Below are 25,221 nucleotides of genomic sequence, written 5' to 3' on the forward strand. Positions count from 1 at the left end.
CGAGGATAGCTCGTTGGTCCTGTGACCCCGACAAACCCTTGTTATCGGGGGGAGCTAGCGCGCCCTACCTCGCACGCGCCTACCCGAAGTCTCTTGGCACCAACTACTGGACGGTTAAGTTTTGTCTATTAACAAGAAAGTCGAAAGAAAGTTCAGATAAACCTTTGCCATCGACTTGTGCATTCCATGCGCCGTGACCATACCCCTCTAACGTCTCAAGTCGATTGTAAATGCCTAAATCATTATAGATATCCTGCAATTCAACGGCTTCTGCATAAGGAGTTACGGCATCGTACTCAGTACCATGGGCCATAAATAATTCAGGGTCGTTACTGTCATATCGATTTAGGCCATACACATTTTCAAACAAGTCCAATTTTACGTTCGAACCCCAATAATACACCATGCTTTGTACAACATAACTCTGGTCTAAATGGGTAGTCACAAGAGTAGGATCGTCACTGATAGATATTTCGTCTCTAAAATCCTCGTTATCGGAAATTCCTAAAGCAATCGTTGTGATGGAGCCAGCCGAGGCTCCACCCACGGTAATGTAATCGGGGTTTACGTTATAATTATCTGCATTAGCAACAATCCAGCGAAGCGCTGCTTTTGCATCTCTTTGCGCGGTGTACATCGCGGTACTGGTTTTTACTTGATCTGGAGATTCCGCTGTTTGCACGGCATATTCGATCCACTCTTGTGGAGCAATACCGTTATAGTAGCTTAATAGCTCTTCTGTCGTTTTACCTGTAATTGTTCCTAAGTCTTCAGCGGTACGATAATCGACAGATACAAACACCCAGCCTCTTGATGCAAAATAGTTAGCCAAATCGATAATTTCAGGTTTCGTCTTCGTACCTGATTGAAAGCCTCCGCCATGAATGAACATATAAACAGGCCTATCGGCGTGATCATTTGTTGGATAGTAAATATCAAGTGTTTGCGGCGCAGCAAAAGGGGATGTGCTTACATTGTCATGAACAAGACCATCAGCGTATTCAATATCACTTTCAACCAATACCAAATAAGCTGACTCTGCACTAACCACTGGTGTACCAATGCTGAGGTTGGGTTCGCCATTTCCTTGTTGTTTGCAACCAAAATTCATCGCTGTAAAGCATATAAGTAGCAACGTAGCGAAACGGTTATTCTTCATCGATAGTGTTATTAATTTAGAGAAAGTTTCGAAGTTGTTTAACAATCTAACATATATGCGTGGGGATACTTGATGTGGCCTGCTATTTTAAGATCCTCTACCCAAAATCAGAGCAGGGTCTGGTGAAATTGGGGCTTACCAGCTTGCAACAAAGCTACAGCTCTAACCTAAACTACACACCTACTTTCAATACGTGCTATTTTACTATCATACGTTTGCCATCCCTTTGTTTACAATGAGAGTATTTCATGTCTCTGGTTCATCAGCTTTCTCTATTTATTGATGTCGTGCAACAAGGCTCCTTTACCAAAGCGGCTGCACTGCACGATATGGACAACTCATCTCTATCTAAACAAATAAAAAAACTGGAAAAGGCACTGGGAGTGCAACTACTAAATCGTTCCACTCGTGCTTTTTCACTCACACCAGCTGGGGAAGAGATCCTTGAACAAGCCCACCATTTAGTGACTACCCTCGAGCACGTACACTCGATCGCGGGCTCTTATCATACTGAACTCAAAGGCCGTATTCGTATCACGTCACCAATACATATCGGTCAACATTACCTTCAGCCTGTGATTTCCCAGTTTATGAAACGTTATCCTCTGGTCGAGGTGAATCTAATGGTTGATGACAAACGCTCAAATATCATTTCTGACCATTTTGATGTGGCCTTTCGTTTAGGAAGGCTGGATGACTCAAGCTTAATCGCCAAAAAAATTGCCGACATACGGCCCGTAATTCTTGCATCACATGATTTTATTGCGCTGCACGGAGACCCTAAAACGCCAACAGAGCTCATGAACTTACCTTCTGTTATTTACAGCAACGGGAATTTAACCGTTGATACGGTAAAATTAAATGAACAACCAGGGAGTACAACGTTCAATAATTACAAAATGAAGGGAAATTATAAAGTTAATGATGTGAGTACATTAATTAGTGCTGTGAAAGACAGCTTGGGATACGCAACAATCGCATCGTCTAATTTATCTTGTTCAATAGAAGAGATGAACCTAAAACCACTGTTGACGGACTACGCAATTTCGACTCAAGGACTGGCCTTATACGCCCTATATCCTCATAGAAAACAAACCGCTTTGGTTACAGAGTTTATCAAAGCGGTTCAACAATATGTTGGGGATACACCTTTGTGGGAAAAGCATATCCCCAATTTTAATCACCTGTATCCTGCATAGTCGAGATCAAAGGACCGTGATGATCTCTTCTAGCGGTAGACGCGCTTTTGGTAAACCATAATTGTAGTCTTCATCCAGCTTAGGGTAACCAAGTGCAAGCGCAAAGTCGCACACGTAGCCTCCGAGTTCATCTTTAAACTCTTCACCAATTAATTTTGCGTCCACACCTTCCATTGAAGTTGATGCTATCCCCATACGTGCCAGGGTATGTAGGGTATTGCCCAGTGCAATGTACGATTGTGCTTTGGTCCAATTGCCGTTAAAGCCAGATTCATCGGTGTTTAATTCAACAAACCCAAAAGCACCTTCCAACATGTCGTTGTAACGCTCGGCAGGAAGGTGACCTGAACTGACTTCTGCGTCGACTACTTTGCGATATTGTACTTTATCAAAACTAGGGTTGTGAGCAAACAGGATCGTATGTGACGCTTCCCTTGCATGCGGCTGGTTAAATTGAAACATGTTCGAAAATGTACCGTGAAAACGCTCCTTTGCCTCTTCACTTTCTAATACGATAAACTTCCAGGGCTGAGAGTTTATAGAAGAAGCCGATAGACGAAGTGACTCTTTGATCACGTCCATATCTTCCGTTGAAATTCGCTTGGTCGCATCGTATTTTTTTGCCGTGTAACGTGAGTTCAAATCCGCAATGATTGGGTGAGTCATATCTTTTTCCTAAACAATGAAACAAATGCACCAAACAAAAACTTTGCTTTGTGCGTTGTTGATGCGACAAAGATAATCAACTATCACTCAAACTAACAGAGCACCATGAACCAATCACTATGGAGAAATATGTCCATAATCTACTCCGATTCCTATAATTTCTCACCACCGAAATAGATATCGCTGCGCCTCTCAAGCCACAGCTCATGATCTGTCATGACTTTAGAAAATAAAGAGCTTTGTAAATACCGCGCTAACCAAGTTCGTAAATTTGGATACGGGCTATCGCGATACCACTTTTTCTCAATTCGAGCGAACTTTCTGATAAATGGCATTAGGGCAATATCAAGTACACTTTCCTTGTCTGAAAATAGAAAAGGTTGTACTTGAAGTATCTCTTCAAGTTTCTGCAGATACCGTTGACACGCTAAACGACGGTCACAGAGATTATCGTCATGGTAACGCTTGGCGCAGCTGTAAGCTTCGAGCAGAGGAATGAACTCAGCCTCAAATTCAAGGATTGTATTGATCATACTTGGCAGCGCGTTAGCCTGTTTAATATGAAGTAAATCATCTGGATCATTTTGCGCCAGAGCCCAAAGCATCACTTCCAGGCTCTCTTCTATGATGACATCATCGCTGATCACTAAAACCGGGACACTGCCCTTGGCGGACACCTGTAACATTTCACCTGGCTTGTTAGAAAGCTTGATAGCTCGAATCAAAACGCATTGCTTCGCTTTTATCAGCGCAATTCGAGCGCGCATCGCATAAGGGCAATGCTGCAGTGAATAGAGTATCGGGATAGCGTAATTGGCCATACTTTCACCTACAAAATTGAAATGCTCATAAAAACAATAATATAAATTTAAATGTAGTCTAATGCGTTATCGCTCTATGACCACTCGCATTATCTAAACCTCTTTTGATGAAATGTTCAGCTATTTCTGAACCATATCGATACGTGGGAGATAGCTCACCTTTATCAATGTCTCTGTTCTTGCCACAAGCGCTCAGATAGGACAATCTAACTATCTGGTAGCGTTGCCGCCATGTTGTTTACTTATGGATTTTAGTCGTTTGGAGTAATCATGATAAAAATGTTGGTGTGTGATTTTGATGGGACGCTCGATGGAGGGCCATCTGCAGGAGTAGAACAATTTTCCAGCTATATCCAAGAGCAAACGGGGGTATCATTCGTCATTGCTACCGGAAGGACACTTCCTTCCATCAAGCAAGGTTTATCTGCGAATAGCTACCCTACCCCAAGAAGCATTATCAGTGATGTCGGTACCCAAATTCATCACGATAACGATCTTATAAAAGATGACAAATGGCAAGAGAAACTGCAGGCAAAGTGGAACAAATCCTCAGTGCAAGAGGCTTTACAAAGTATTGACTTTCTTGGCGATTGTAACGCACAGCATCAAGGTGATTACAAACTTACCTTTGAGGGTAAACTCAATCATCAGCAATACGTCGCCATAGCACATCAGCTCCAGCAATATGCCATAGAAGTCGATTTAACTTACTCTCATGACTGGTTTCTCGATATTACTCCCAAGGGTATTAATAAAGCATCGGCCATTCATTATTTAATGCGAAAGCACCGTTTGTCTGTCGAAGAAGTATGCGTTGCTGGCGATTCAGCTAACGATACGTCAATGCTGACCATCAGTGGAGTGAACTCAATTCTAGTGGCTAATCACTATCAGGAAGTCGCACACCTAACAAAACTTGATCATGTCTATACAAGCAAAGCCACACATGCTCAAGGCGTGTTGGAAGGGTTGAAATACTGGCAAAGTGTTCATCTAGATAAGTAACCGTTATCCGTTGTTCACAACGTTTCTAATTGAAGCTCGGGGGTTGCTATTGCCCTTGATTCCAAATAGCTTAGAGATCAACTAACGGCTAGGTCTTTTGCTTATCTCGGCTTAATTTAACACCACTGACCTATAGCCCTTTTAGAACAACGAATAGTAGGCGCACACATGGAATCGAGTCCCAAAATATCCGAAATACCACAGCCTCAAAGCTCAACATCCACTGCAAAAAGTAAAAATTTGGCGATCCTATTTGAGTTAGCGCAGTTCATTCGGCCATACAAATGGAAGGTCATTGCCGCACTGATCGCTCTGATCTTTACTGCTTCTCTGACCTTATCTGTTGGTCATGGCGTCAGGATATTAATTGACAACGGATTCTCTCAACAGTCGGTAGAGGAACTTGGCAGCGCAATACAATTCATTTTAATAGTGACATTACTGATCTCTATTGGCACATTCTTTCGCTTCTATCTAGTTTCCTCCGTAGGTGAGCGAGTTAGCGCCGATATTCGTCTTGCTGTGTTTAATCACGTCATCACCTTGCACCCAAGCTATTTTGAGACCAATGGTAGTGGTGACATAATGTCGCGAATCACCACCGATACGACGTTACTGCAAAGCATTATTGGCTCTTCATTTTCCATGGCGATGCGCAGCGCATTAATGTGCATTGGCGCTATTATCATGCTGTTTGCCACTAACATTAAGCTGACTCTGATTGTATTGGCCTCGGTGCCCTTTATTCTCGTTCCGATACTGTTTTATGGACGTCGAGTAAGAGCACTGTCGCGCCAAAGCCAGGATTCAATGTCAGATGTTGGCAGCTACGCAGGCGAAGCCATAGAGCATATTAAAACAGTACAAAGCTACAGTCATGAGGCTCAAGAAAAAGCGTCATTTTCCATTGAAGTAGAAAAAGCCTTCGACATTGGACGACGACGAGTAAAGCAACGTGCTATCTTGATTTCAGGTGTCATTGTTATCGTCTTTAGTGCGATTGCTGGCATGCTCTGGGTTGGCGGAAGTGATGTTATTAATGGCACGATGTCCGCTGGAGACCTAGGTGCGTTTGTTTTCTTTGCCATCATGGTGGCTTCATCACTCGCCACCATTTCCGAAGTACTTGGTGAATTACAACGCGCCGCTGGCGCAACAGAAAGGTTGATCGAAATCCTTCAAGTCAAAAGTCATATTATGGCTCCAGATCAGCACATCCGTTCTGCCAATGTGGAATCCGCTGAAGTGTGTTTTGATAACGTCACTTTTTACTATCCGTCTAGACCAGACCTGCCCGCCACAGAGCAGCTCTGCCTTAAGGCCACGGAAGGCAAAGTCCTGGCGCTAGTTGGCCCTTCTGGAGCTGGAAAAACCACACTGTTTGAACTTCTGCAGCGCTTCTATGACCCGCAAGCAGGGAAAGTGACACTAGGTGGCATCGATATTCGCCAGTTTTCCCCTAACGATCTGCGTCAGCAAATGGCACTAGTGCCTCAGCAACCCGCCCTATTTAGTCATGATGTATTTCACAACATTCGTTACGGCGATCCAATGGCTACCGACGAACAAGTCATTGAGGCTGCTAAAAAAGCACATGCCCATGAGTTCATTTCTAACTTACCTCAGGGCTACAACAGTTTTTTAGGTGAAAAAGGGGTAAGACTGTCTGGTGGGCAACGTCAGCGCATCGCAATAGCCAGAGCCATTTTGAAAGATCCCAAAATACTGCTTCTTGATGAAGCGACAAGCGCCCTCGACAGTGAAAGTGAACATCACGTTCAACAAGCCCTTGAAGAGCTAATGCGCGGCAGAACGACCCTCATCATTGCTCACCGCTTATCTACGATTCAACATGCGGATCAAATCGCCGTGTTAGAGCAAGGTAAACTGGTGGATATTGGCGATCACAAGTCACTCATGCAAAGCTGCGAGTTGTACCAACGTTTGGTCGACTTGCAATTTAAGCATATGAGCCCGTAAGCCAAACCACAAACTAGTAAAGACAGCGAGTTATAACTAAAAAGGCTTTTACTCCTTCAAGTTGAAAGTGTAAAAGCCTTTAGCTATCGGTTGCAGATGGAAATGCATTAATGGAATATTTGGCTGCTAAATCTAAAGCATTTACTCTCCCCCATTAACTCTTTAAACGCATTTCTATCTAACTTAAGCAGGGTCTCGTGGTCACCTGCTTCTATGTAAACATAATCAAGATGAGTCAGCATCTCATCGCATACTGTAGACATGTGGTAAGCACTGCCAATAGGTGGCACCGCACCATGATCGCAATCACCAAACATCTGATAAACTTGCTGCTCTTTAACGAGATGGAAACTTGCATTGAGTTCGTCATTAACCCTAGACAAACTAATCTTGTTATTCGCTGGCAATACAGCCATAACATGGCGCCCTTCATGGTCTTCAAGTACCACGCCTTTTGCGAGGCTGACCAATGGCACGCCAGCAGTCACGCCACTGTGCATCGAGCTATGACTATGGTTATGTTGTACGGTCTGAAACTGTATATCATGACTATGTAAGTATCGGTCTAGTCGGGTTGCAATAGTCATACAAACCTCCGTATCTCTAGGACCCATTATGAGTATAGAAATAATCTCGAGAGCCGACCAACTGTGAGCGGCACTATTTGGGAGAAAGTTGATTTACGTTCGCCAAAGCCAGCCCCATATTGTAGCCATCGTGCAATTTAGTTTGGTCTGTAGTCAGACGCCCCACGGCAAAATGTTTCGGTGGAGCGATAACGTTAACTTTACAATCTAAAGGGGGGTTACTGATAAAATCGATCGCAGAATTATAGCGCTCTGCGCGTTCTAGCATAGCTTGGGCCAAGTGGGGTTGTTCTTTAAATGCCCTTCTTATCAGCCACGGCGCTTTGGTGACCTTTTTGCGATAACCCAAAGGTCGAGAAAGAATCACCGTAATTTCATTAGCTCCCATCTCGTACGCTTTGCACACAGGGATGGAATCGGCGATACCACCATCAGTCATGGCAATATTATCGAGAACTGGATAGTCACGATAAGCTATCGGTACTGAGCATGATGCCTTTAAGGCTTGTTCAATATTTTCCGAGTTGGCATGAATGTAAGCGGCCCGACCCGATTCAATCTCTGTCGTGACGATATAAAAGGGCATTGACTGAGCAGTAAAAGCGTCCATATCGAATCGATGCTCCTGCGCCAATATGTCCCATAACCAATCAAGGTCGAGCCAATGCCCCCCCATCGCAAAACGCCTAAAGTTAATAAACTTAGGGGAACACGAATAGTGAGTAATAATGTCGTAAGTTCGTTCTCGTTGATTGGCGAGCCAAGAAGCTAGACTCGTCGAGCCAGAAGAGACGCCAATACAGAAATCAAATGGCCGATAGTGACGATCAATAAAACCGTCAAGCACGCCCGCTGAAAAAATACCACGCATTGCGCCACCTTCGACCACTAGTGCATGCTTTCTGTGCGAGGTGTCTTCAGCAACCATCTGTGCGCTCTCATCGGCTTGTTTATTAGAATTCATCTTCTTGGGTTAAAAATGTGATTTAATACAATTATTAAGCCTTGAATTAAAAAATACAAATGGCTTGCTAACGTCCCTTTAATGATTAGAGCGTGTGAAAAAGTCAGGCGTGACTCGCCAGACTTTTACATTGCGGAAATCGTTATAATGACTCACTACAACGCTCGAACATTAAAGACATGTTCAACTTCACTGAGAGCAAATAGTAACTCTGCCGTTGGTTCTTGCTCGACATCCAATATCGTGTAGGCCACTTCATTTCGACTCTTATTGAGCATATCGAGCACATTAATATCGAGATCTGCCAACATCGACAATACGTGCCCAAGTACTTTGGGTACATTGTCATTTGCAAAGGTGATTCGATACCCTTCTGTTCGTTCGAGTTTTATCCTTGGAAAATTGACAGAATTGACGATGTTGCCATTTTCAATAAAATCAATAAGTTGCTGAGCACCCATTACTGCACAATTTTCTTCAGCCTCGGAAGTAGAAGCGCCGATATGAGGCATCAATATCACATTGTCACGCCCAATAAGAGAAGGTGTAGGAAAGTCCGAAATATACTGGCTAAGTTGACCATTCTCAAGAGCAGTGATGGCGGCATCTGTATCGACAATCTCTTTACGAGCGAAATTTAATAACACTAGCCCTTTCTTCGCAGAACCCAACACCTCGGAATTGATCATTCCTTTGGTCGTTTCCAGCGCGGGTACATGTACAGTCACGAAGTCGCATTTCGCGACTAAGGATTGAAGGTTCTCTGCACGCTCAATGTCACTTGATAGTCGCCACGCAGCTTCAACACTTAACGCAGAGTCAAATCCGATCACATTCATACCCAGATCAATTGCAGTATTTGCGACTAATGCTCCAATTGCGCCTAAACCTACAACGCCAAGGGTTTTACCGCGGATCTCAGATCCCGAAAAGCGCTTTTTCTCTTTTTCAAGCAGTTTATCCATCTCGCCAGCATCTGATATTTGTGTCAGACTGTCTGCGTAAGTGAGGCCGCCTTTAATGTCCCTTGATGCCAACAATAACCCGGTCAATACCAACTCTTTAACCGCATTTGCGTTGGCCCCTGGTGTATTAAACACCACAATGCCTTTCTCGATACATTTATCAATGGGAATGTTATTAACGCCTGCCCCACAGCGAGCAATCGCTTTTACACTGTCTGCAATTGGTTCATCGTGCAATTTTTGACTACGCAGTAAAATGGCGTCTGGATGACTGCATTCACTGGACACTTCATATTGATCTCGGGGAAATATATCAAGCCCTTTCGCAGAAATTGCATTGTAGGTTTTAATGAGTTTCATCGTGTCGTTTCACCTTAAGTTGAAAATCCTTTTCTACTTCTCAGTCACTTCACCTGTCCCACTACTGACCATTACTTATTGTTGCGCCAGAGACAACAAAGCACCTGACAAGCAGGTGCTTTGAATTTATTTAGTGACTTGTGCATAAGCCCAATCGAGCCAGGGCAATAAATTTTCTAAGTCTATCGACTCAACCGTTGCTCCAGCCCAAATACGCAGCCCTGCAGGAGCATCTCGATAGGCTCCAATATCAAAAGCAACGTTTTCGTCATCGAGCAGTTTAATCAATGCTTTTACCTGCTCGTCGGTTGCGTCTAAAGTCAAACAAACGCTCGTGTTAGAGCGTTCATTTTTATTTTTCGCTAAGAAATGAATCCAATCTCTCGACTCTACGAAGTTCGTCAGTACAGTAAGATTATTGAATGATTTCTCAATAGATGCTTCTACACCACCGATTTTCTCAACCCAATCTAACGCATCAAGATAATCAGCCACACACAACATGGAAGGTGTGTTAATGGTTGCACCTTTAAAGATGCCTTCGATCAGCTTTCCACCTTTGGTCATACGAAATATTTTTGGCAAAGGCCATGGCGGTGTATACGACTCCAGTCGCTTAACCGCACTTGGGCTTAATACTAAGACACCATGAGCTCCCTCGCCTCCCAATACCTTTTGCCAACTAAATGTTATGACATCCAGCTTTTCCCACGGCATGGGCATAGCAAAAACGGCTGAAGTTGCATCACAAATGGTTAAACCTTGACGTTGTTCACTGATCCAGTCACCATCCGGTACTTTCACGCCCGAGGTAGTACCATTCCAAGTAAACACCATATCGTGATTTGGATTGGCTAGACTAAAATCGGGCAACTCACCATACGGTGCAGGGTAAGAATTCACATTTTGCAATTTAAGCTGTTTAACAATATCCGTTAACCAACCCGAACCAAACGACTCCCAATGGAAGACATCAACGGCACGCTCACCGAGTGCCGACCACATAAACATTTCCATTGCACCTGTATCAGATGCGGGCACGATTCCGACTCGGTAGTCATCTGGGATACCCAACAATGCTTTGGTTTTTTCTATCGATTGCGCTAGAGCCGCTTTGCCAATACTACTGCGATGTGAACGCCCTAACGTCGATATATCCAACTGGTTAATATCGTAACCTGGACGTTTAGAGCATGGTCCCGATGAAAAGTTGGGGTTTTGGGGTTTAACTTGTGGTTTCATAAGCCTCCCTGCCTAGAAGTAAAAACTAATTCTGAATATATATTCAAAATCATCTCAATAAAGCGCCCCTACTTGCAATACAAATCGTACTATTCTTTTAAAATTGGGAGCTGCAGTAAATTGAACATGTTCGCTAAAACGACGACGGTTCGACATTTTGGAAAAGAGCTCTCGCAACACAATGGCAGCTTACTTGTCCAATTGGCACTTTATCTCTACTTTGTTGCAAATATATTCACCTATGGGGATGGCAGATGTCGCTGCCGGCGAGGGGGCATTACAAAGATGCAAACTACGAGGCGTTTCCTCAAATAAAAAGTCATGGACCAAGTTACCATCTTTTAGTACAGCTTGAGCTCGAATCCCCGCAGGGTGAGGTTGCAGATCTTTTCTTTTTATTGCACGGCAGTATTTGTTTACTTGCTTTAAATAACCCGCTTTAAAGATGGAGCCTTTTAACTCTCCTAAAGCCACTTTTAGGTGAGTAAACGTCGCAATCCAAAAACCTACGAACCCTAGCATTTCAAACGTATCTCGCAAACTAAAGTTGACTCGACCATACCCTTCTCTTTTCCAGCCTTGAACGGCATTAGGTCCAACGGTGACAAACCCGCCAATCATGCGCGTAAGATGTATCCCTAGAAACGGTAGTTCAGGGTCAGGGATAGGGTAGATCAGATGGGTTACTACATCATTATGCTCTTTGGGCAATCGATAATACTCTCCACGATACGGAATTATTTGAAAACGTCGTTTAATACCTTGCATGCGAACAACGCGATCGGCCATCAAACCGCTGCATGTGACGACTTGATGTGAGGTAATGGTCACGTTTCCTTGTGATGAGCGTCCAGACAAAATCACTCGCTCGGGCAACTCTTCAATGCCAACTAATTCCGTTTCCAATCGAATCTGCCCCCCGATACGCTCAAACTCCGTTGCCATTTTTTGTGTGATCTTTCCATAGTCGACAATGCTTGTCGACTTTACCAACATAGCGCCCAACCCCTGGACGTTTGGCTCTAAATGTTGCAGCTCAGAGCTTGTCAACAACTGGACATCAATCTGATTGGTCAAACAGCGTTCGAACAGTGAATTCATTCGCTTGAGTTCAAGTCGATTAGTCGCTACGAGCAATTTACCGCAATTTTCATAAGCGATATCATGACGCTTGCAAAACTCAAGTGTCGCTTTCGCTCCACGTTTGCAAAATTCGGCTTTAAGACTCCCTGGTGGGTAATAGACACCCGCATGAACCACACCACTATTATGTCCAGTTTGATGCATAGCCAAGCTCGATTCCTTTTCAATCAAAAGTATCGACTTGTTCGGAAATCGTTGCTTTAATTGCCAAGCGGTGGAGGTACCCACAATGCCACCACCGACCACGACCACGTCAAATTTTACCGGTTCTGTTTTTTCGCTCATGCACCTTCACCCATTGCCACTAAAGATCACTACGTCTTAAACTCACCAATTTGTGTCAGTTCCATTGCCATTCGCTACACTCGGTGCTGCAGTACACAAATCAAACCGTTTTCTCTTAATCATTCAAGCCCTTTCGTCGCCTTTAAATAGTGGTAGTCAGACGCAACATGTGTCTCGAGATTCCCTCCTTGGGCTCATGTTGACACTGAAATATTGCCAATTAACAGCAAAACCAACAAAAATACTGGACAAATAAACAGTGGTTACTACACTGTTTTTATATACAGAAAATTGAGGTGGTGTTATGTTGCATGAAAGATTAGAACGCATTAACCGTCTTCGCAAAGAAGCATTATCAAATCCTGATTTCGTTGAATCAGCCAGGGCTCACGAAAAAGCCATACAGCAGCTTGACGAGCCAATGCGTGTTCCTAAAAATAAGAAGTTACGCAGTTTGTCTGACATCTATAGCCAATATCATTCCCCTGTCTAGATGTCAGTTTAATAAGATGGCGGTAACGTTACCTACGCTGGTTTCAATCTACTGAGACGTCAAGTGATGTAAAAATCATTCCACAGAATCCCGCCAATGGATGTCTCTGAGTATTTGTTACCGGCTTTGTGGTTACCGACCTATTGCTTGTTAAATGGCATTTCATTTGTCTAGCTGAGCTTCTACTTACAAAATCGTACCTACTTCCGCATTTAGGCACCTTCCGTAAGGAAGCGTTGTGAGTAAGGTCACACTTTCTTGCCTCTATATTCTCTTTATCACCAACTTCCCCCTCTTTAATAACCAAAAATTATAAATTATTCTAATATTAAACATATTAAGGTGTCATTGGGTTGTCGGCGTTCAATAATGAAGTGGAATTCACCAAAACTTACACAATAGCAGTATTTAACACCGCAATATTTCGTGCAAATTGCCACCAGATGCCTTCAAAACTGGCAATAAGTAGCATCTCGTTTCGTGATTGTCCTTAAGTTTTATATAATTGTTTACGAATTTTTTCATGGAAGGATATTATGAAACCAATTTTCAAAGGCATTTTGTACTCATCTTTATTACTCTCTGCGAGTGTTCCAATCGCTTCTGCTAGCGAATGTGGCACTGTCACTATTGCTGACATGAACTGGAACTCAGCAACCGTTATCGCCAACATTGATAAGTTTATCCTTGAACACGGCTTCGACTGTGATGCCGAGCTTGTTCCTGGTGATACGATGCCTACTGGCGCATCAATGATGTCGAAAGGCCAACCTGACATTGCTCCAGAATTCTGGAGTAACTCAATGAAAGACGCTTTAGACCAGGGTGTCAAAGACGGCCAAATCCAATACGCAGGTACCACACTGACTAACGGTGGTGAGGAAGGTTTCTGGGTTCCAGCATACATGGTTGAGAAAGACCCATCTCTTGCAACCATTGAAGGCGTGATTGCCAATGCTAAACTCTTTAAACACCCTGAAGATCCTGAAAAGTCAGCGTTCTATTCTTGCCCGGCTGGCTGGAACTGTCAGATCTCAGCTGGCAATCTGGTGCGTGCACTAGGTCTTGATAACTCAGGCTTCGACGTTATCGATCCAGGGTCAGGTGCGGGCTTGTCTGGCTCAATCGCTAAAGCGTATGAGCGTAACGAAGCCTGGTTAGGTTACTACTGGGCGCCAACAGCCGTTTTGGGTAAATACAAAATGGTTAAAGTGGATTTTGGTAGTGGCGTAGACGAGAAGCATTTTCAAGAGTGTGTAACTCAAGAAACTTGTCTAGAGCCAAAAGCGACAATGTATCCGCCATCACCTGTAGAAACAGTCGTAACAAGTGAATTTGCAGCACGATCTGCAGACGCTATGGCGTATTTCTCAAAACGTGAATTTACTAATGCACAAATGAATGAACTCTTAGCTTGGATGGAAGACGAGCAAGCTGACGGTGAATTTGCTGCTGAGCATTTCATGACCGAGTATAAACAAACTTGGGCAAACTGGTTGCCAGCAGACGTTGCACAGAAAGTACAGAAAGCAATCGACGAATTATAAAAACGATATTAGCCCAGCACCTCGCTGGGCTTTTTTGATCCCCATTTGATCATACAAATTTTTGGCACAAGGAAAGTAACATGTCAGATGCAAGTTGGTTGAGCGAAATACCTCAACTCGACCGTAAAGAATTACTGCAAATTCGTAAAACCCTCGATGGAGCATATCGAGACTTTTCCAGAGAGTACGGTGACTTTATCGAGTCTCTATTCGACCCTCTACTCAGCTTTCTTATCGGATTTGAGAAATTACTCCTCTCTACCCCTTGGTGGATTGTTATTGCCATTCTAGTCGGACTCGCCTTCGCGGCCAGTCGTTCATGGAAGCTAAGTGCAAGTGTCGGAGTCGCCTTCTTTGCAATTGGTTTTTTTGGAATGTGGGACGATACCATGCGAACCATGAGTATTATTCTCGTTTCGACCTTATTGGCTATCGCCATAGGTATTCCCGCCGGTATAGCCATGGCGCAATCGAATAAGGCTCGGGCAATCATCACGCCGATACTCGATATCATGCAAACAATGCCAGCATTTGTATACCTCATTCCCGTCGTAATGTTGCTTGGCATTGGTAAAATACCCGGCGTGATTGCTGTGGTTATCTACGCTATCCCGCCAGTAATACGGTTAACAGACTTAGGAATACGTCTAGTCGATAAAGAGGTCTTAGAGGCTGCGACCGCCTACGGAGCAAGCCCAACGCAAAGATTGTTCGGTGTTCAGATCCCTCTTGCTATGCCTAACATTATGGCGGGTATTAACCAAACGATAATGATGGCGCTCGCGATGGTTGTTATTGCCTCAATGATTGGTGTTAAAGGTTTAGGTCAACCTGTACTGAAATCAATCACCAACCAATATTTCACTTTGGGCCTTCTTAATGGGCTCGCCATCGTAGCCCTAGCCATTATCTTCGACCGTGTGACTCAAAGTTATGCAAAACGTACCCAGTCACATCTAAGAGGTAGAGAGTCATGAGCAAAACTGAACCTATTATTCAAATTAAAAATCTATACAAGATTTTCGGTCCTAAAGATAAGACGTATTTAGACGACGTAAAAAACGGTGAGTCAAAGGATGAGTTGCTGGCCAGAACGGGCCATGCTCTGGGTTTAAGTGACATTAATCTTGATATCTATCCTGGTGAAATCTTCGTGATTATGGGCTTATCTGGCTCTGGAAAATCCACACTTATCCGTCACTTTAACCGATTGATTGACCCAACAGAAGGTGAGATCATCGTTGATGGCTCAGACGTCATGAAGCTATCTAATAAAGAGCTTCAGGACTTCCGCCGTCATAAGATGTCGATGGTATTTCAACGCTTTGGGCTACTACCACACAAAACTGTTCTTGATAATGTTGCTTACGGTCTTCAAATCCAAGGGTTAGAAAAACAAGAGCGGCTTGAGAAAGCTCGACAATGGATCAACACTGTTGGACTAGAAGGCTACGAAAAACAATACCCTATGCAATTGTCAGGTGGTCAGCAGCAACGTGTAGGTCTTGCTCGCGCATTATGTACCGATGCTGATATTCTCTTGATGGACGAAGCGTTTTCTGCCCTTGACCCTCTAATCCGCAGTGAAATGCAAGATCAGCTTATCGAATTGCAAGAAACCTTGCATAAAACCATAATCTTTATCACCCATGACCTAGATGAAGCGTTAAGGCTCGGTGACCGCATTGCTATTCTTCGTGACGGTGTTGTAGTACAGCAAGGTAAGCCTGTTGATATCTTACTTAAGCCTGCTGATGATTACGTCGAAGCGTTTGTTAAAGACGTTAATCGAGCTCGAGCGCTCACGGTAGAAACCGTTATGCAACCACAGGTTTCACGCATATCTGCAGAAACTATCGGTGGTGCTCTCAAACAAATGAGACGTTCTTCAGAAGATTACGGCTACGTTGTCAATGATGACGGCTATCAGGGTGTTATCACTCAAGAGACCTTAGAACAAGTTGAGAAAAAGGATCACGACAAACAGATTTGTTCGACCCTACTCGATGATGTTCCAGCGGTGAAAAACGATGCTCTGCTTGAAGAGGTGATACCAGAAACACTAGACAGTGATCATCCTTTGCCCGTTGTCGATGAAAAAGGCGATCTTCAAGGCCACCTTTCTAAGTCTACACTCGCGGATGTGCTAAGTGACACCCCCACAAGCAATCAAGACGATCCAGAAGAAAAGAAAAGCAATGATGCTGCCTAACAACTAACACTAATCATTAGCTGTAGTCACTAAGCAAAGCCGGAGTTTTTCTTCGGCTTTTTAGATCAAAGTTAACACCATACTTCTCAGCGAATAGTAATCGGAATACGATGCCGACCAAAAGCGGCTGATTGCTTGCTAAACCGCCCTGCGATATGGCCGCCGCAATGGCCACATAACCCTTCAGGCGTAATTTCCACGACTCCCACTTCATACCAATCTCTGGAAATCAATTTACGGCGACAACTTGGGCAATAAGTGCTGCTGCAGGCTTCGTCATGAACATTACCCACATACACGTAGTGTAATCCGTTTTTGAGCGCAATCTCTCTTGCTTTAATGAGTGTCGAGCTCGGTGTTCTGGGTTTATCCAACATTTTGAAATCAGGATGAAAAGCAGAAAAGTGCAGAGGGACATCTGGCCCTAAGTGATTCATGATCCACTGGGTCATGTTATCAAGCTCATCTGAACTGTCGTTTTCTCCTGGGATCAATAGCGTCGTGATTTCGAACCAAACGTCGGTTTCCTGTTTTACGTATTGCAGGGTTTCGAGCACTGGTGCGAGCTGGCCACTGCATAGCTTTCGATAAAAGCGTTCGCTAAACGCCTTCAAGTCGATATTGGCTGCATCCATAACAGAAAAAAATTTCTCACGAGGGGAATCACAAATGTATCCTGCCGTCACGGCAACGGTTTTCACTTCAACATCGTGGCAAGCTTGAGCCGTATCCACTGCATACTCTAAAAAGATTACCGGATCGTTGTAAGTAAACGCGATACTGTCACAACCATTATTTTTCGCCGCACTGGCAATTTGCAGCGGAGACGCTTTACTACCGAGTGTATCAATCTCTCGAGATTTACTGATATTCCAGTTTTGGCAAAATTTGCACCCCAAATTGCACCCTGCCGTGCCAAATGACAGAACTGAGCTACCAGGATAGAAATGGTTTAACGGTTTTTTTTCAATGGGGTCGATACAAAACCCGCTAGAGCGGCCGTAGGTAGAAAGAACAATCTCGCCTTCATGGGCCAGCCTGACAAAACACGCACCTCGCTTGCCATCTCGTAGTGTACATAGTCTTGGACATAGTTCGCATCGAACCCGACCGTCAGCAAGTTGCCGCCAGTATTTAGTCGTATGGTAACCGCTCGTTTCCATCGAATGCCTCTTCCCTCAAAACACTAACTATACTTCTATTATATACGCGGGGCTCAAAGTCGCTGCGTGAATCTATTTGTGAGTAGGCACTATGACGATGATACGTCCACCTGCGGTAGCGGGCCGATTTTATCCAGATGACCCCGTCTCGCTAAGGAAGCAAGTTTTGACGTTTTTGGGTGAAAAGAGTCCCGACACTAGGCACGTCTGTGGCCTGATCGTTCCCCATGCTGGTTATATATTCTCTGGGCAAGTGGCGGCAAGGGCCTATCACTCACTGTTATCCCACGCTAAGCGCATCAAGCATGTGATATTAATTGGGCCAAGCCATTATGTCCCGTTCCAAGGTTGTGCCGTCCCCGGTGTAGACGCATTCTCTACGCCAGTAGGTATGATCCCTCTTGATCGTCCACTCTTAAATAAGCTCTGTCAAAATGACAATGTGCACATCTCTGATCATGCCCATCAACATGAACATAGCTTAGAAGTTCAACTGCCCTTTTTACAACTTTGCCTTGCTGACTTCACACTCGTCCCTATTGTTTTTGGACAAATCGAGGCTCAAGACGTGGCGAGGTTAATCAATTCTATTTGGGATCCCTGCAATACCTTATTGGTCATTAGTACTGATTTAAGTCACTTTCATCAATATGAAGACGCTCATAAAATAGACACCGCGACTTGCGCCTTAATAGAAGACGGGCAGGCTATCGTTACTCACAAACAAGCCTGTGGCGCGACGGGAGTGAATGCATTTCTATTACTTAATCAGTTTCGTGGTTATCAACTTACAAGACAATCGCTTATTAATTCCGGCGATACAGAATTCGGAGACAAACACAGGGTGGTCGGTTATGTCAGCTACACAATTACACAACATTGAACACAGTCACACTTCACTAAAGGAAAGCGAGCTTCGAATACTGCTTGATATCGTCGAAAGTACCGTTCGCTGTTATTTGGATAAACTCCCTCTTCCTCAGCTTGTCTTGTCTGAGTTTCCACAATCTCTTCAACAGCTGGGGGCATGTTTTGTGACATTGCATGTTGATGGGCAACTGCAAGGCTGCATTGGTACCACTTCCGAAAGTTCGCCATTAGTTCTTGAGGTTCAACGTAAAGCTTGGGCCAGTGCGTGCCAGGACAGTCGATTCGCTCCGCTGCAAAAACATCAAGCAAGCGGGCTTGAAATTGAAGTTTCAGTACTGAGCACACCAATAGCATTGGAAGTAACTACAGAACAAGAGCTTTTGGATGTACTACGACACAAACACTGCGGGGTTATCCTAGAGGACGCTTATCATCATGCTCTCTTTCTTCCTCAAGTTTGGGAGCAATTACCAACACCTTCTGAGTTTGTCACACACCTAAAACTGAAAGGCGGATGGACTCAACATTATTGGAGTGACAACATACAAGTCAAACTGTTTGACGTTGCCAATAAAGCTCGTGCCTATCAAAATTAGTCGTCATCAAAGGCTATAAGCTAGACATGATTTATTGCGGTTCCTTGCCGTTTTTTTGCTACGTACATGGCCTTATCAGCGCGACCAATTGAGGTGCGAATATCCATATTGCTGCGCTGATAGGTTGTGATGCCAATACTGACGTCCACATCAATCACTTGGTCATCTATTTTAAATGGCTGAAAAAATTTTTTGGCTACTTTATTGGCGACCACTTCGACGTGGGTGCTGTTTTTTATGCCCCCCACAACAATCAGAAACTCGTCGCCACCAAGGCGCGCGACAATATCAGGTTTCCTAACACTATTTAACAAGCGGTGTGCCATTTCGACTAAAATAGCATCGCCGACTAAGTGACCATGTTCATCATTAATCTGTTTGAACTTATCAATGTCGATGTACATAAACGCCACCGTATGATTTTCCCTCTCAGCTTCTGTAAGAAGACTCTGCAACAATGAATCTAATAAACGACGGTTAGGGAGATCTGTTAAAGGATCTCGATTCAACCTATCGATTTCTAGCTGCATTTTGTCGTGGCGCTGGGAAATATCACGCACTATCGCAACCAAATATTCTCTTTCTTTGTATTTGATGAAATTGACTGAGGCCTCAATAGGAAACTTCGAGCCATCTTTGCGGCAATGAAAACCTTCAATGAAAGCGCTTTTCTTCAATCTGATTGTGTTTGCATGTTTTGTCCAGGAATTATCATCGGTAAATTTCTCGTTAATGTCAGAAACTCGTAGTTTGAGTAACTCCTCTTTGCTGTAGCCTAAACGAGTGTACGCGAGCTGGTTGCTATTCACAATTTGTCCAGACTCAAAATCGGCCACATACAATGCATCGTTAGTTTTATCAACGAAATGATTGAGCATTAAGTCAGCCGCTTCCGCCTTTCTCAATGAAGTAAGATCGATAATTTGTGAAATATAGCGAATGACCTTTCCTGAGTCATCTAACTGAGCAACCATATTAAGCTGCGCATTAATGACGTGCCCTAAGCGGTGTAAATAACGTTTTTCTATTTGTATGGGATTGGATGGAAACGCGAGAAGGCTTTCTCGAAGCTTTTTGTTCGCTTCCAAATCACCATGGTAGGTAATCACAACGTCACTGTCATAAATACTTTCCCCCTCGTAGCCCAGTAATTTTTTGAGCGCCGGATTAACGTATTCCAGGTGCCCATCTGGAAACGATAGAATCGTTGCAACAGGAGTGATCTCAAACAACCTATATATTGAGCTATCGAGTAACTCTATACTTTTTATATTCATGGACTACGCACATTTAGCAGTGAAACATCAAGATGAAGTAAAAAAGGAAGCCCTCAAAGCTAAAGGCTCACCAATGATAAATGTATCTACAACAAACGAACTTTGACATGTCAACATTGCATTAACATCTTTCTGTCTCATTAATTGAACAGTTTTTCATCATTGAACACGGCCCATATACTCAATTGGTGTAATAGCGTATGGCTTATTGGAGCGATACAATCCACGATTCCTTCAAATCGCACTATGCCCGATGTCAACTAAGCCTGATTTAAAAACCGCGATGACAGATCTGCTCGCCCAGGTCAAAAAAGAGCTGCCTATCTATGACGAAGATACATTTGTTTGCGGCCCTGAAAGTAACTGTATCGGCTGCCCCAAAAAACTGATGGAACTGGTAGAAAGTGAAGTAAGTTATTGGGAGTACTCCGTTTCAAATGGTCATTTCCCCAACTTTGAAGAAATTCGTCGTTTCGGAAAGTTATGTAAAAGCGTCAAGCGCGGTCTTTCCAGAAATGGAATAGTCTAGCGTATCTCACTAAGGTAACTCTCGCTGTGATGGAACAAATAGGTTAGATTAGTTGTATATATTACAATCACCTAATCAGTTAATCAGCTATGAACTCAGTCATCCAAAGCATCCTATCGCATCGTTCCATTCGCAAATTCAAAGACCAACCTATTGCTTCAAAGCAGCTTGACGATATCATCCAATCCGGACTTGCTGCGTCATCTTCGAGCCTACTACAAGTTGTTTCAATCATTCGGATCACCGACGGCAATAAACGGCAGAAGCTGGTTGAACTGTCTGGCAACCAGCCCTATGTGGCTAGCGCCGCGGAATTTTTAGTCTTCTGCATTGATTACCATCGACACTTTGAATTGAATAACGCCGTTCAATCTGAATTTACAGAGTTAACGCTCATTGGAGCTGTCGATGCCGGCATTATGGCCCAGAACTGTTTGCTTGCAGCGGAGTCTCTTGGGTTAGGCGGCGTCTATATTGGAGGGCTGCGTAATAACGCTGAGCAAGTAGATAAGTTACTAGAGCTTCCCGAACACAGTGCGGTATTGTTTGGCATGTGTCTTGGCCATCCAGACCAAGATCCAGAACAAAAACCTCGCCTTCCCGCCAATGTGATTGTTCATGAAAACAGCTATCAACCTCTTGATAAAGAGGCAGTAGCTAAATACGATGCAACCATGCAAGCCTACTATGCAGCGAGGTCAAGCAATCAAAAACAAGTAAGTTGGTCGCAACAGGTAACCAGTAAACTCGCTGGTGAATCTCGCCCTCATATGAAGCATTATCTTGAAAGTAAGTTGCTCAACAGTAAATAATCGTCTTGCAGCTTCGTTGCTACTACACAAAAAAAAGGATGCCTAGGCATCCTTTCTTATCACTCCAACAAATTATACGTCGTAAGTTGTGGATGCAGTATCGCCGCCTGTACCAGTCCAGTTTGTGTGGAAGAACTCACCACGTGGACGATCAGTACGCTCGTATGTGTGAGCACCGAAGTAATCACGTTGAGCTTGCAATAGGTTTGCTGGTAGACGAGCTGTTGTGTAACCATCTAGGAACGTTAGTGCAGAAGTCATACATGGCATTGGGATACCCACTTCCATTGACTTTGCTGCAACCTTACGCCAAGCACCCATGCAATTATCTAGAATGCCTTTGAAGTAAGCATCAGAGCCTAGGAATGCGATTTCTGGATTCGCTTCAAACGCATCACGAATATTACCAAGGAACGCTGAACGGATGATACAACCACCACGCCACATTAGCGCGACGTTACCGTAGTTAAGATCCCAACCATTTTCGTTTGATGCTTCACGCATTAACATAAAGCCCTGAGCATAAGAGATGATTTTTGATGCGAGTAGCGCTTGACGAAGTGCATCCACCCACTCTTGCTTATCACCTTCCACTGGAGTAATTGTTTTACCAAATAGCTTCTCAGCTTCCACACGTTGATCTTTTAGTGCAGATAGGCAACGAGAGAATACAGACTCAGTGATCAGCGTTAGTGGGATACCCATATCTAGCGCGTTAATACCTGTCCACTTACCAGTGCCTTTTTGGCCTGCTGTATCTAGGATTTTTTCTACTAGGGCTTCACCATCTTCATCTTTATAACCAAGGATGTCCGCTGTGATTTCTACTAGATAGCTGTCTAGTTCTGTTTTATTCCACTCAGCGAATACCGCCTGCATTTCATCCGCTGACATGCCTAGGCCGTCTTTCATGAACTGGTAGGCTTCAGTGATAAGCTGCATGTCACCATATTCGATGCCGTTATGAACCATCTTGACAAAGTGACCAGCACCATCGTTACCCACCCAATCACAGCATGGCTCGCCAGCATCCGTTTTCGCAGAGATACCTTGGAAGATAGGCTTAACCGCTTCCCAAGCTTCAGGAGAGCCACCTGGCATAATAGAAGGACCAAAACGAGCGCCCTCTTCACCACCAGAAACACCGGTACCAATGAAGTGAATACCTTTGTCGCGAAGTGCAGCAACACGGCGGTTGGTATCAGGGAAGTTAGTATTACCGCCATCAATGATGATGTCACCCTTGTCTAGAAGTGGTACTAAAGCATCGATAAACTTATCAACAACGTCGCCAGCACGAACCATAAGCATCACTTTGCGTGGCGCTTCTAGCTTCTCAACGAGCTCTTCAAGCGAGTAAGCACCAACAATGTTGGTTCCCTTCGCTGGGCCTTCTAGAAACTCGTCTACTTTTGCCGCAGTACGGTTGTGCGCCACAACTTTAAAGCCATGGTCGTTCATGTTTAGGATAAGGTTTTGACCCATTACTGCTAGGCCAATTACACCGATATCACCTTTCATTATATCTTCTCCATCGATTCAGCAATCAAACATGCCGAGTGTTATTCTTGTTAGCCGCCAGTGCATGACTCACGGCTGCAAATTTATGGGTTATTACAACTCACAATAGTCAGTATCTGTGAGGTTTTTACATGGATAGCGCCATACTCGATCGTCGCGCTGCAGCAGTTGCTCTGACTCTTTCGGCCCCCAAGTACCAGAGGCATAGCCAAATAGTGATTGAGGATCTTGCTTGAAATCAAGAATAGGTTGTACAAACTTCCAACACGCTTCTACCGCATCGCTACGAGCAAACAAAGTTGCATCACCATTGAGTGAATCTAGAAGCAAGCGCTCATAAGCGGTAAGCATTTGTGTTTCTTGCAAAGAAGCATAATGGAAGTTCATTTTTACTTCTTTTGCTTTAAAGCCAGCCCCCGGCTCTTTCAGGCCAAAACTCATCTGAATGCCTTCATCAGGTTGAATACGAATAATCAACTTGTTCTCTGGAGCATCTTTACCGAATACCGGGTGCGGTGTGCGTTTGAAATGCATAACAACCTCTGTTACTCGTGTCGGCAAGCGTTTACCTGAGCGAACGTAAAATGGCACGCCATTCCAACGCCAGTTGTCGATAAACATCTTAAGGCCAACATAAGTCTCTGTACGAGAGTCATCCGCTACGCCGGCTTCATCACGATAGCTCGGCAAAAATTCACCACGTACGTTTGATTCGGTGTATTGACCCAACACTAAGTTTTCACGCAAGTCGCTATTCGACAGTGGTCTTAGACACTGAAGAACTTTAACCACTTCATCTCGCATTGCATCAGCGTTAATTTGCGCTGGAGACTCCATTCCCACCATTGCCAACACTTGCAGCAAGTGGTTTTGGAACATATCGCGTACGGCACCAGACCCATCATAATAGCCGCCACGGCCTTCAACACCAAGGAACTCTGCTCCTGTGATCTCAACGTAATCAATGTATCGATGGTTCCAAAGCGGCTCGAACATCGCATTGGAAAAACGGAAAACCAATAAGTTTTGAACCGTTTCTTTACCTAGATAATGGTCAATACGGTAAATCTGGTGCTCTTGGAAATGCTCATGGATTTCTTTGTCAAGCTTCTGAGCTGACGCTAAGTCATAACCAAATGGCTTCTCGATGATAAGGCGTTTCCAACCGTCCTCTTCGCTGTTGAGTCCATGAGCAGCAAGGCTAGCAGGAATAACGCTATAAAGGCTTGGTGGTGTCGCTAGGTAAAATAAGGTATTTCGCTGTTCAAACTGATAAGAATCAGCAAGTTCATCCAGACGAACAGACAATTTCTGATAGTCCTCAGTGTCGGAGGTATCGATTGCTTGATAATGCAAATAATTACAGAAAGCATCCAAAACTGCAGGCTCAGTTTTTTCCATCTCTTGAAGAGACGCTTTGAGCTTTTCGCGATAGGATTCATCGCTGTAGTGTGTTCGACTCACACCTAGGATTGCAAAGGATTTAGGGAGCTGATCGCTCGCAAATAAATGGTATAGGGCTGGGATCAACTTACGATAAGTCAAATCACCCGACGCACCAAAAATTACAATACTACTGTTTTCAGGTATTACCATCTTGTTTCCTCAAGAACTAGGCGGTTGTTTTAGCGCGCGCAATGTTAACAGCGGACGACGCAAATTAAAAATAAGTTTTGCCTATTAAATCCATAGGTAAATTCATATCTTTGATATATTACGCCTTAACTAGTGTAGTCAAAGTTCGATCCACCGTACTACATTATACAACTGTATGCGTTTCGTTGATGGATCCTAGAATCCGATATGAATGAATCCACCTTCTGAG

At 44.0% G+C, this 25,221-nt stretch carries 22 protein-coding genes and 1 pseudogene; 11 read left to right on the forward strand and 12 right to left on the reverse strand.

Annotation, left to right across the window (positions count from 1 at the left end; translation table 11 throughout):
• Positions 1 to 103: 103 nt before the first annotated feature.
• Positions 104 to 1,159, reverse strand: a complete 1,056-nt coding sequence (locus LNL84_RS11615; RefSeq protein ID WP_244357469.1) for an alpha/beta hydrolase — start codon at positions 1,157 to 1,159, stop codon at positions 104 to 106.
• 248 nt (positions 1,160 to 1,407) lie between these two features.
• Between LNL84_RS11615 and LNL84_RS11620 the strand changes: the two genes are divergently transcribed.
• Entirely contained in the window at positions 1,408 to 2,358 is a 951-nt protein-coding gene (locus LNL84_RS11620; RefSeq protein WP_244357472.1) for a LysR family transcriptional regulator, read from the forward strand.
• A gap of 6 nt (positions 2,359 to 2,364) precedes the next feature.
• Here LNL84_RS11620 and LNL84_RS11625 read toward each other — a convergent pair whose 3' ends face one another.
• On the reverse strand, positions 2,365 to 3,024 hold the full coding sequence (locus tag LNL84_RS11625; RefSeq protein WP_244357474.1) for a nitroreductase family protein: 660 nt from the start codon (positions 3,022 to 3,024) through the stop codon (positions 2,365 to 2,367).
• A gap of 152 nt (positions 3,025 to 3,176) precedes the next feature.
• Entirely contained in the window at positions 3,177 to 3,845 is a 669-nt protein-coding gene (locus LNL84_RS11630) for a glutathione S-transferase (RefSeq protein ID WP_244357477.1), read from the reverse strand.
• Positions 3,846 to 4,115: 270 nt separating this feature from the next.
• On the opposite strand from LNL84_RS11630, the gene LNL84_RS11635 reads away from it, so the two are divergent.
• Positions 4,116 to 4,850: an HAD-IIB family hydrolase gene (locus LNL84_RS11635; RefSeq protein WP_244357479.1), complete on the forward strand. Its 735-nt coding sequence runs from the start codon at positions 4,116 to 4,118 to the stop codon at positions 4,848 to 4,850.
• 168 nt (positions 4,851 to 5,018) lie between these two features.
• A complete protein-coding gene (locus tag LNL84_RS11640) occupies positions 5,019 to 6,830 on the forward strand; it encodes an ABC transporter ATP-binding protein/permease (protein ID WP_244357481.1) in 1,812 nt (603 codons plus the stop codon).
• A gap of 107 nt (positions 6,831 to 6,937) precedes the next feature.
• On the opposite strand, the gene LNL84_RS11645 is transcribed toward LNL84_RS11640, so the two are convergent.
• The 5 genes from LNL84_RS11645 to lhgO all read right to left on the reverse strand — a co-directional run bounded on the left by LNL84_RS11645 (position 6,938) and on the right by lhgO (position 12,376).
• Positions 6,938 to 7,417 (reverse strand): aminoacyl-tRNA deacylase, encoded by a 480-nt coding sequence (locus tag LNL84_RS11645; RefSeq protein ID WP_244357484.1) that lies wholly within the window; start codon positions 7,415 to 7,417, stop codon positions 6,938 to 6,940.
• A 73-nt stretch (positions 7,418 to 7,490) separates the two neighbouring features.
• Positions 7,491 to 8,381 carry a patatin-like phospholipase family protein gene (locus LNL84_RS11650; protein WP_425244305.1) on the reverse strand — a complete coding sequence of 297 codons (891 nt, stop codon included), beginning with the start codon at positions 8,379 to 8,381 and terminating at the stop codon, positions 7,491 to 7,493.
• Positions 8,382 to 8,536: 155 nt separating this feature from the next.
• A complete protein-coding gene (locus tag LNL84_RS11655) occupies positions 8,537 to 9,706 on the reverse strand; it encodes a 3-phosphoglycerate dehydrogenase family protein (RefSeq protein WP_244357487.1) in 1,170 nt (389 codons plus the stop codon).
• Positions 9,707 to 9,832: 126 nt separating this feature from the next.
• Positions 9,833 to 10,948, reverse strand: coding sequence for a phosphoserine transaminase (locus tag LNL84_RS11660; RefSeq protein WP_244357490.1), 1,116 nt, complete (start codon positions 10,946 to 10,948; stop codon positions 9,833 to 9,835).
• Between the two features lie 189 nt (positions 10,949 to 11,137).
• Positions 11,138 to 12,376, reverse strand: coding sequence for an L-2-hydroxyglutarate oxidase (gene lhgO / locus LNL84_RS11665; RefSeq protein ID WP_244357493.1), 1,239 nt, complete (start codon positions 12,374 to 12,376; stop codon positions 11,138 to 11,140).
• Between the two features lie 304 nt (positions 12,377 to 12,680).
• On the opposite strand from lhgO, the gene LNL84_RS11670 reads away from it, so the two are divergent.
• The 4 genes from LNL84_RS11670 to LNL84_RS11685 all read left to right on the forward strand — a co-directional run bounded on the left by LNL84_RS11670 (position 12,681) and on the right by LNL84_RS11685 (position 16,628).
• Positions 12,681 to 12,869, forward strand: coding sequence for a hypothetical protein (locus LNL84_RS11670; RefSeq protein WP_244357496.1), 189 nt, complete (start codon positions 12,681 to 12,683; stop codon positions 12,867 to 12,869).
• A 536-nt stretch (positions 12,870 to 13,405) separates the two neighbouring features.
• Positions 13,406 to 14,416 (forward strand): ABC transporter substrate-binding protein, encoded by a 1,011-nt coding sequence (locus tag LNL84_RS11675; RefSeq protein WP_244357499.1) that lies wholly within the window; start codon positions 13,406 to 13,408, stop codon positions 14,414 to 14,416.
• Between the two features lie 80 nt (positions 14,417 to 14,496).
• Entirely contained in the window at positions 14,497 to 15,393 is an 897-nt protein-coding gene (locus LNL84_RS11680) for an ABC transporter permease (protein WP_244357502.1), read from the forward strand.
• Complete coding sequence (locus tag LNL84_RS11685; RefSeq protein ID WP_244357505.1) at positions 15,390 to 16,628, forward strand: quaternary amine ABC transporter ATP-binding protein; 1,239 nt, start codon at positions 15,390 to 15,392, stop codon at positions 16,626 to 16,628. Before LNL84_RS11680 ends, LNL84_RS11685 begins: the two co-directional genes overlap by 4 nt.
• Positions 16,629 to 16,714: 86 nt before the next feature.
• On the opposite strand, the gene amrS is transcribed toward LNL84_RS11685, so the two are convergent.
• The gene (amrS, locus tag LNL84_RS11690) at positions 16,715 to 17,791 is read right to left on the reverse strand and encodes an AmmeMemoRadiSam system radical SAM enzyme (protein ID WP_244357508.1); all 1,077 of its coding nucleotides are present in this window, start codon (positions 17,789 to 17,791) and stop codon (positions 16,715 to 16,717) included.
• A 91-nt stretch (positions 17,792 to 17,882) separates the two neighbouring features.
• On the opposite strand from amrS, the gene amrB reads away from it, so the two are divergent.
• Positions 17,883 to 18,674, forward strand: coding sequence for an AmmeMemoRadiSam system protein B (amrB, locus tag LNL84_RS11695; RefSeq protein WP_244357511.1), 792 nt, complete (start codon positions 17,883 to 17,885; stop codon positions 18,672 to 18,674).
• The gene (amrA, locus tag LNL84_RS11700; RefSeq protein ID WP_244357513.1) at positions 18,646 to 19,257 is read left to right on the forward strand and encodes an AmmeMemoRadiSam system protein A; all 612 of its coding nucleotides are present in this window, start codon (positions 18,646 to 18,648) and stop codon (positions 19,255 to 19,257) included. Before amrB ends, amrA begins: the two co-directional genes overlap by 29 nt.
• Positions 19,258 to 19,277: 20 nt before the next feature.
• Here amrA and LNL84_RS11705 read toward each other — a convergent pair whose 3' ends face one another.
• Entirely contained in the window at positions 19,278 to 20,534 is a 1,257-nt protein-coding gene (locus tag LNL84_RS11705; protein WP_244357516.1) for a sensor domain-containing diguanylate cyclase, read from the reverse strand.
• 256 nt (positions 20,535 to 20,790) lie between these two features.
• Between LNL84_RS11705 and LNL84_RS11710 the strand changes: the two are divergent.
• Positions 20,791 to 21,063: pseudogene (locus tag LNL84_RS11710) on the forward strand (hypothetical protein); the annotation flags it as partial.
• Positions 21,064 to 21,152: 89 nt separating this feature from the next.
• On the forward strand, positions 21,153 to 21,875 hold the full coding sequence (gene nfsA, locus LNL84_RS11715; protein ID WP_244357522.1) for an oxygen-insensitive NADPH nitroreductase: 723 nt from the start codon (positions 21,153 to 21,155) through the stop codon (positions 21,873 to 21,875).
• Between the two features lie 72 nt (positions 21,876 to 21,947).
• Here nfsA and gnd read toward each other — a convergent pair whose 3' ends face one another.
• Complete coding sequence (gnd, locus tag LNL84_RS11720) at positions 21,948 to 23,396, reverse strand: decarboxylating NADP(+)-dependent phosphogluconate dehydrogenase (protein ID WP_244357525.1); 1,449 nt, start codon at positions 23,394 to 23,396, stop codon at positions 21,948 to 21,950.
• Positions 23,397 to 23,489: 93 nt separating this feature from the next.
• Positions 23,490 to 24,992 carry a glucose-6-phosphate dehydrogenase gene (gene zwf, locus LNL84_RS11725; protein ID WP_244357528.1) on the reverse strand — a complete coding sequence of 501 codons (1,503 nt, stop codon included), beginning with the start codon at positions 24,990 to 24,992 and terminating at the stop codon, positions 23,490 to 23,492.
• Positions 24,993 to 25,221 lie beyond the last annotated feature (229 nt).

It is taken from the genome of Vibrio gelatinilyticus (genome assembly GCF_022836845.1).
In the GTDB taxonomy this organism is placed as follows: Bacteria; Pseudomonadota; Gammaproteobacteria; order Enterobacterales; family Vibrionaceae; genus Vibrio; species Vibrio gelatinilyticus.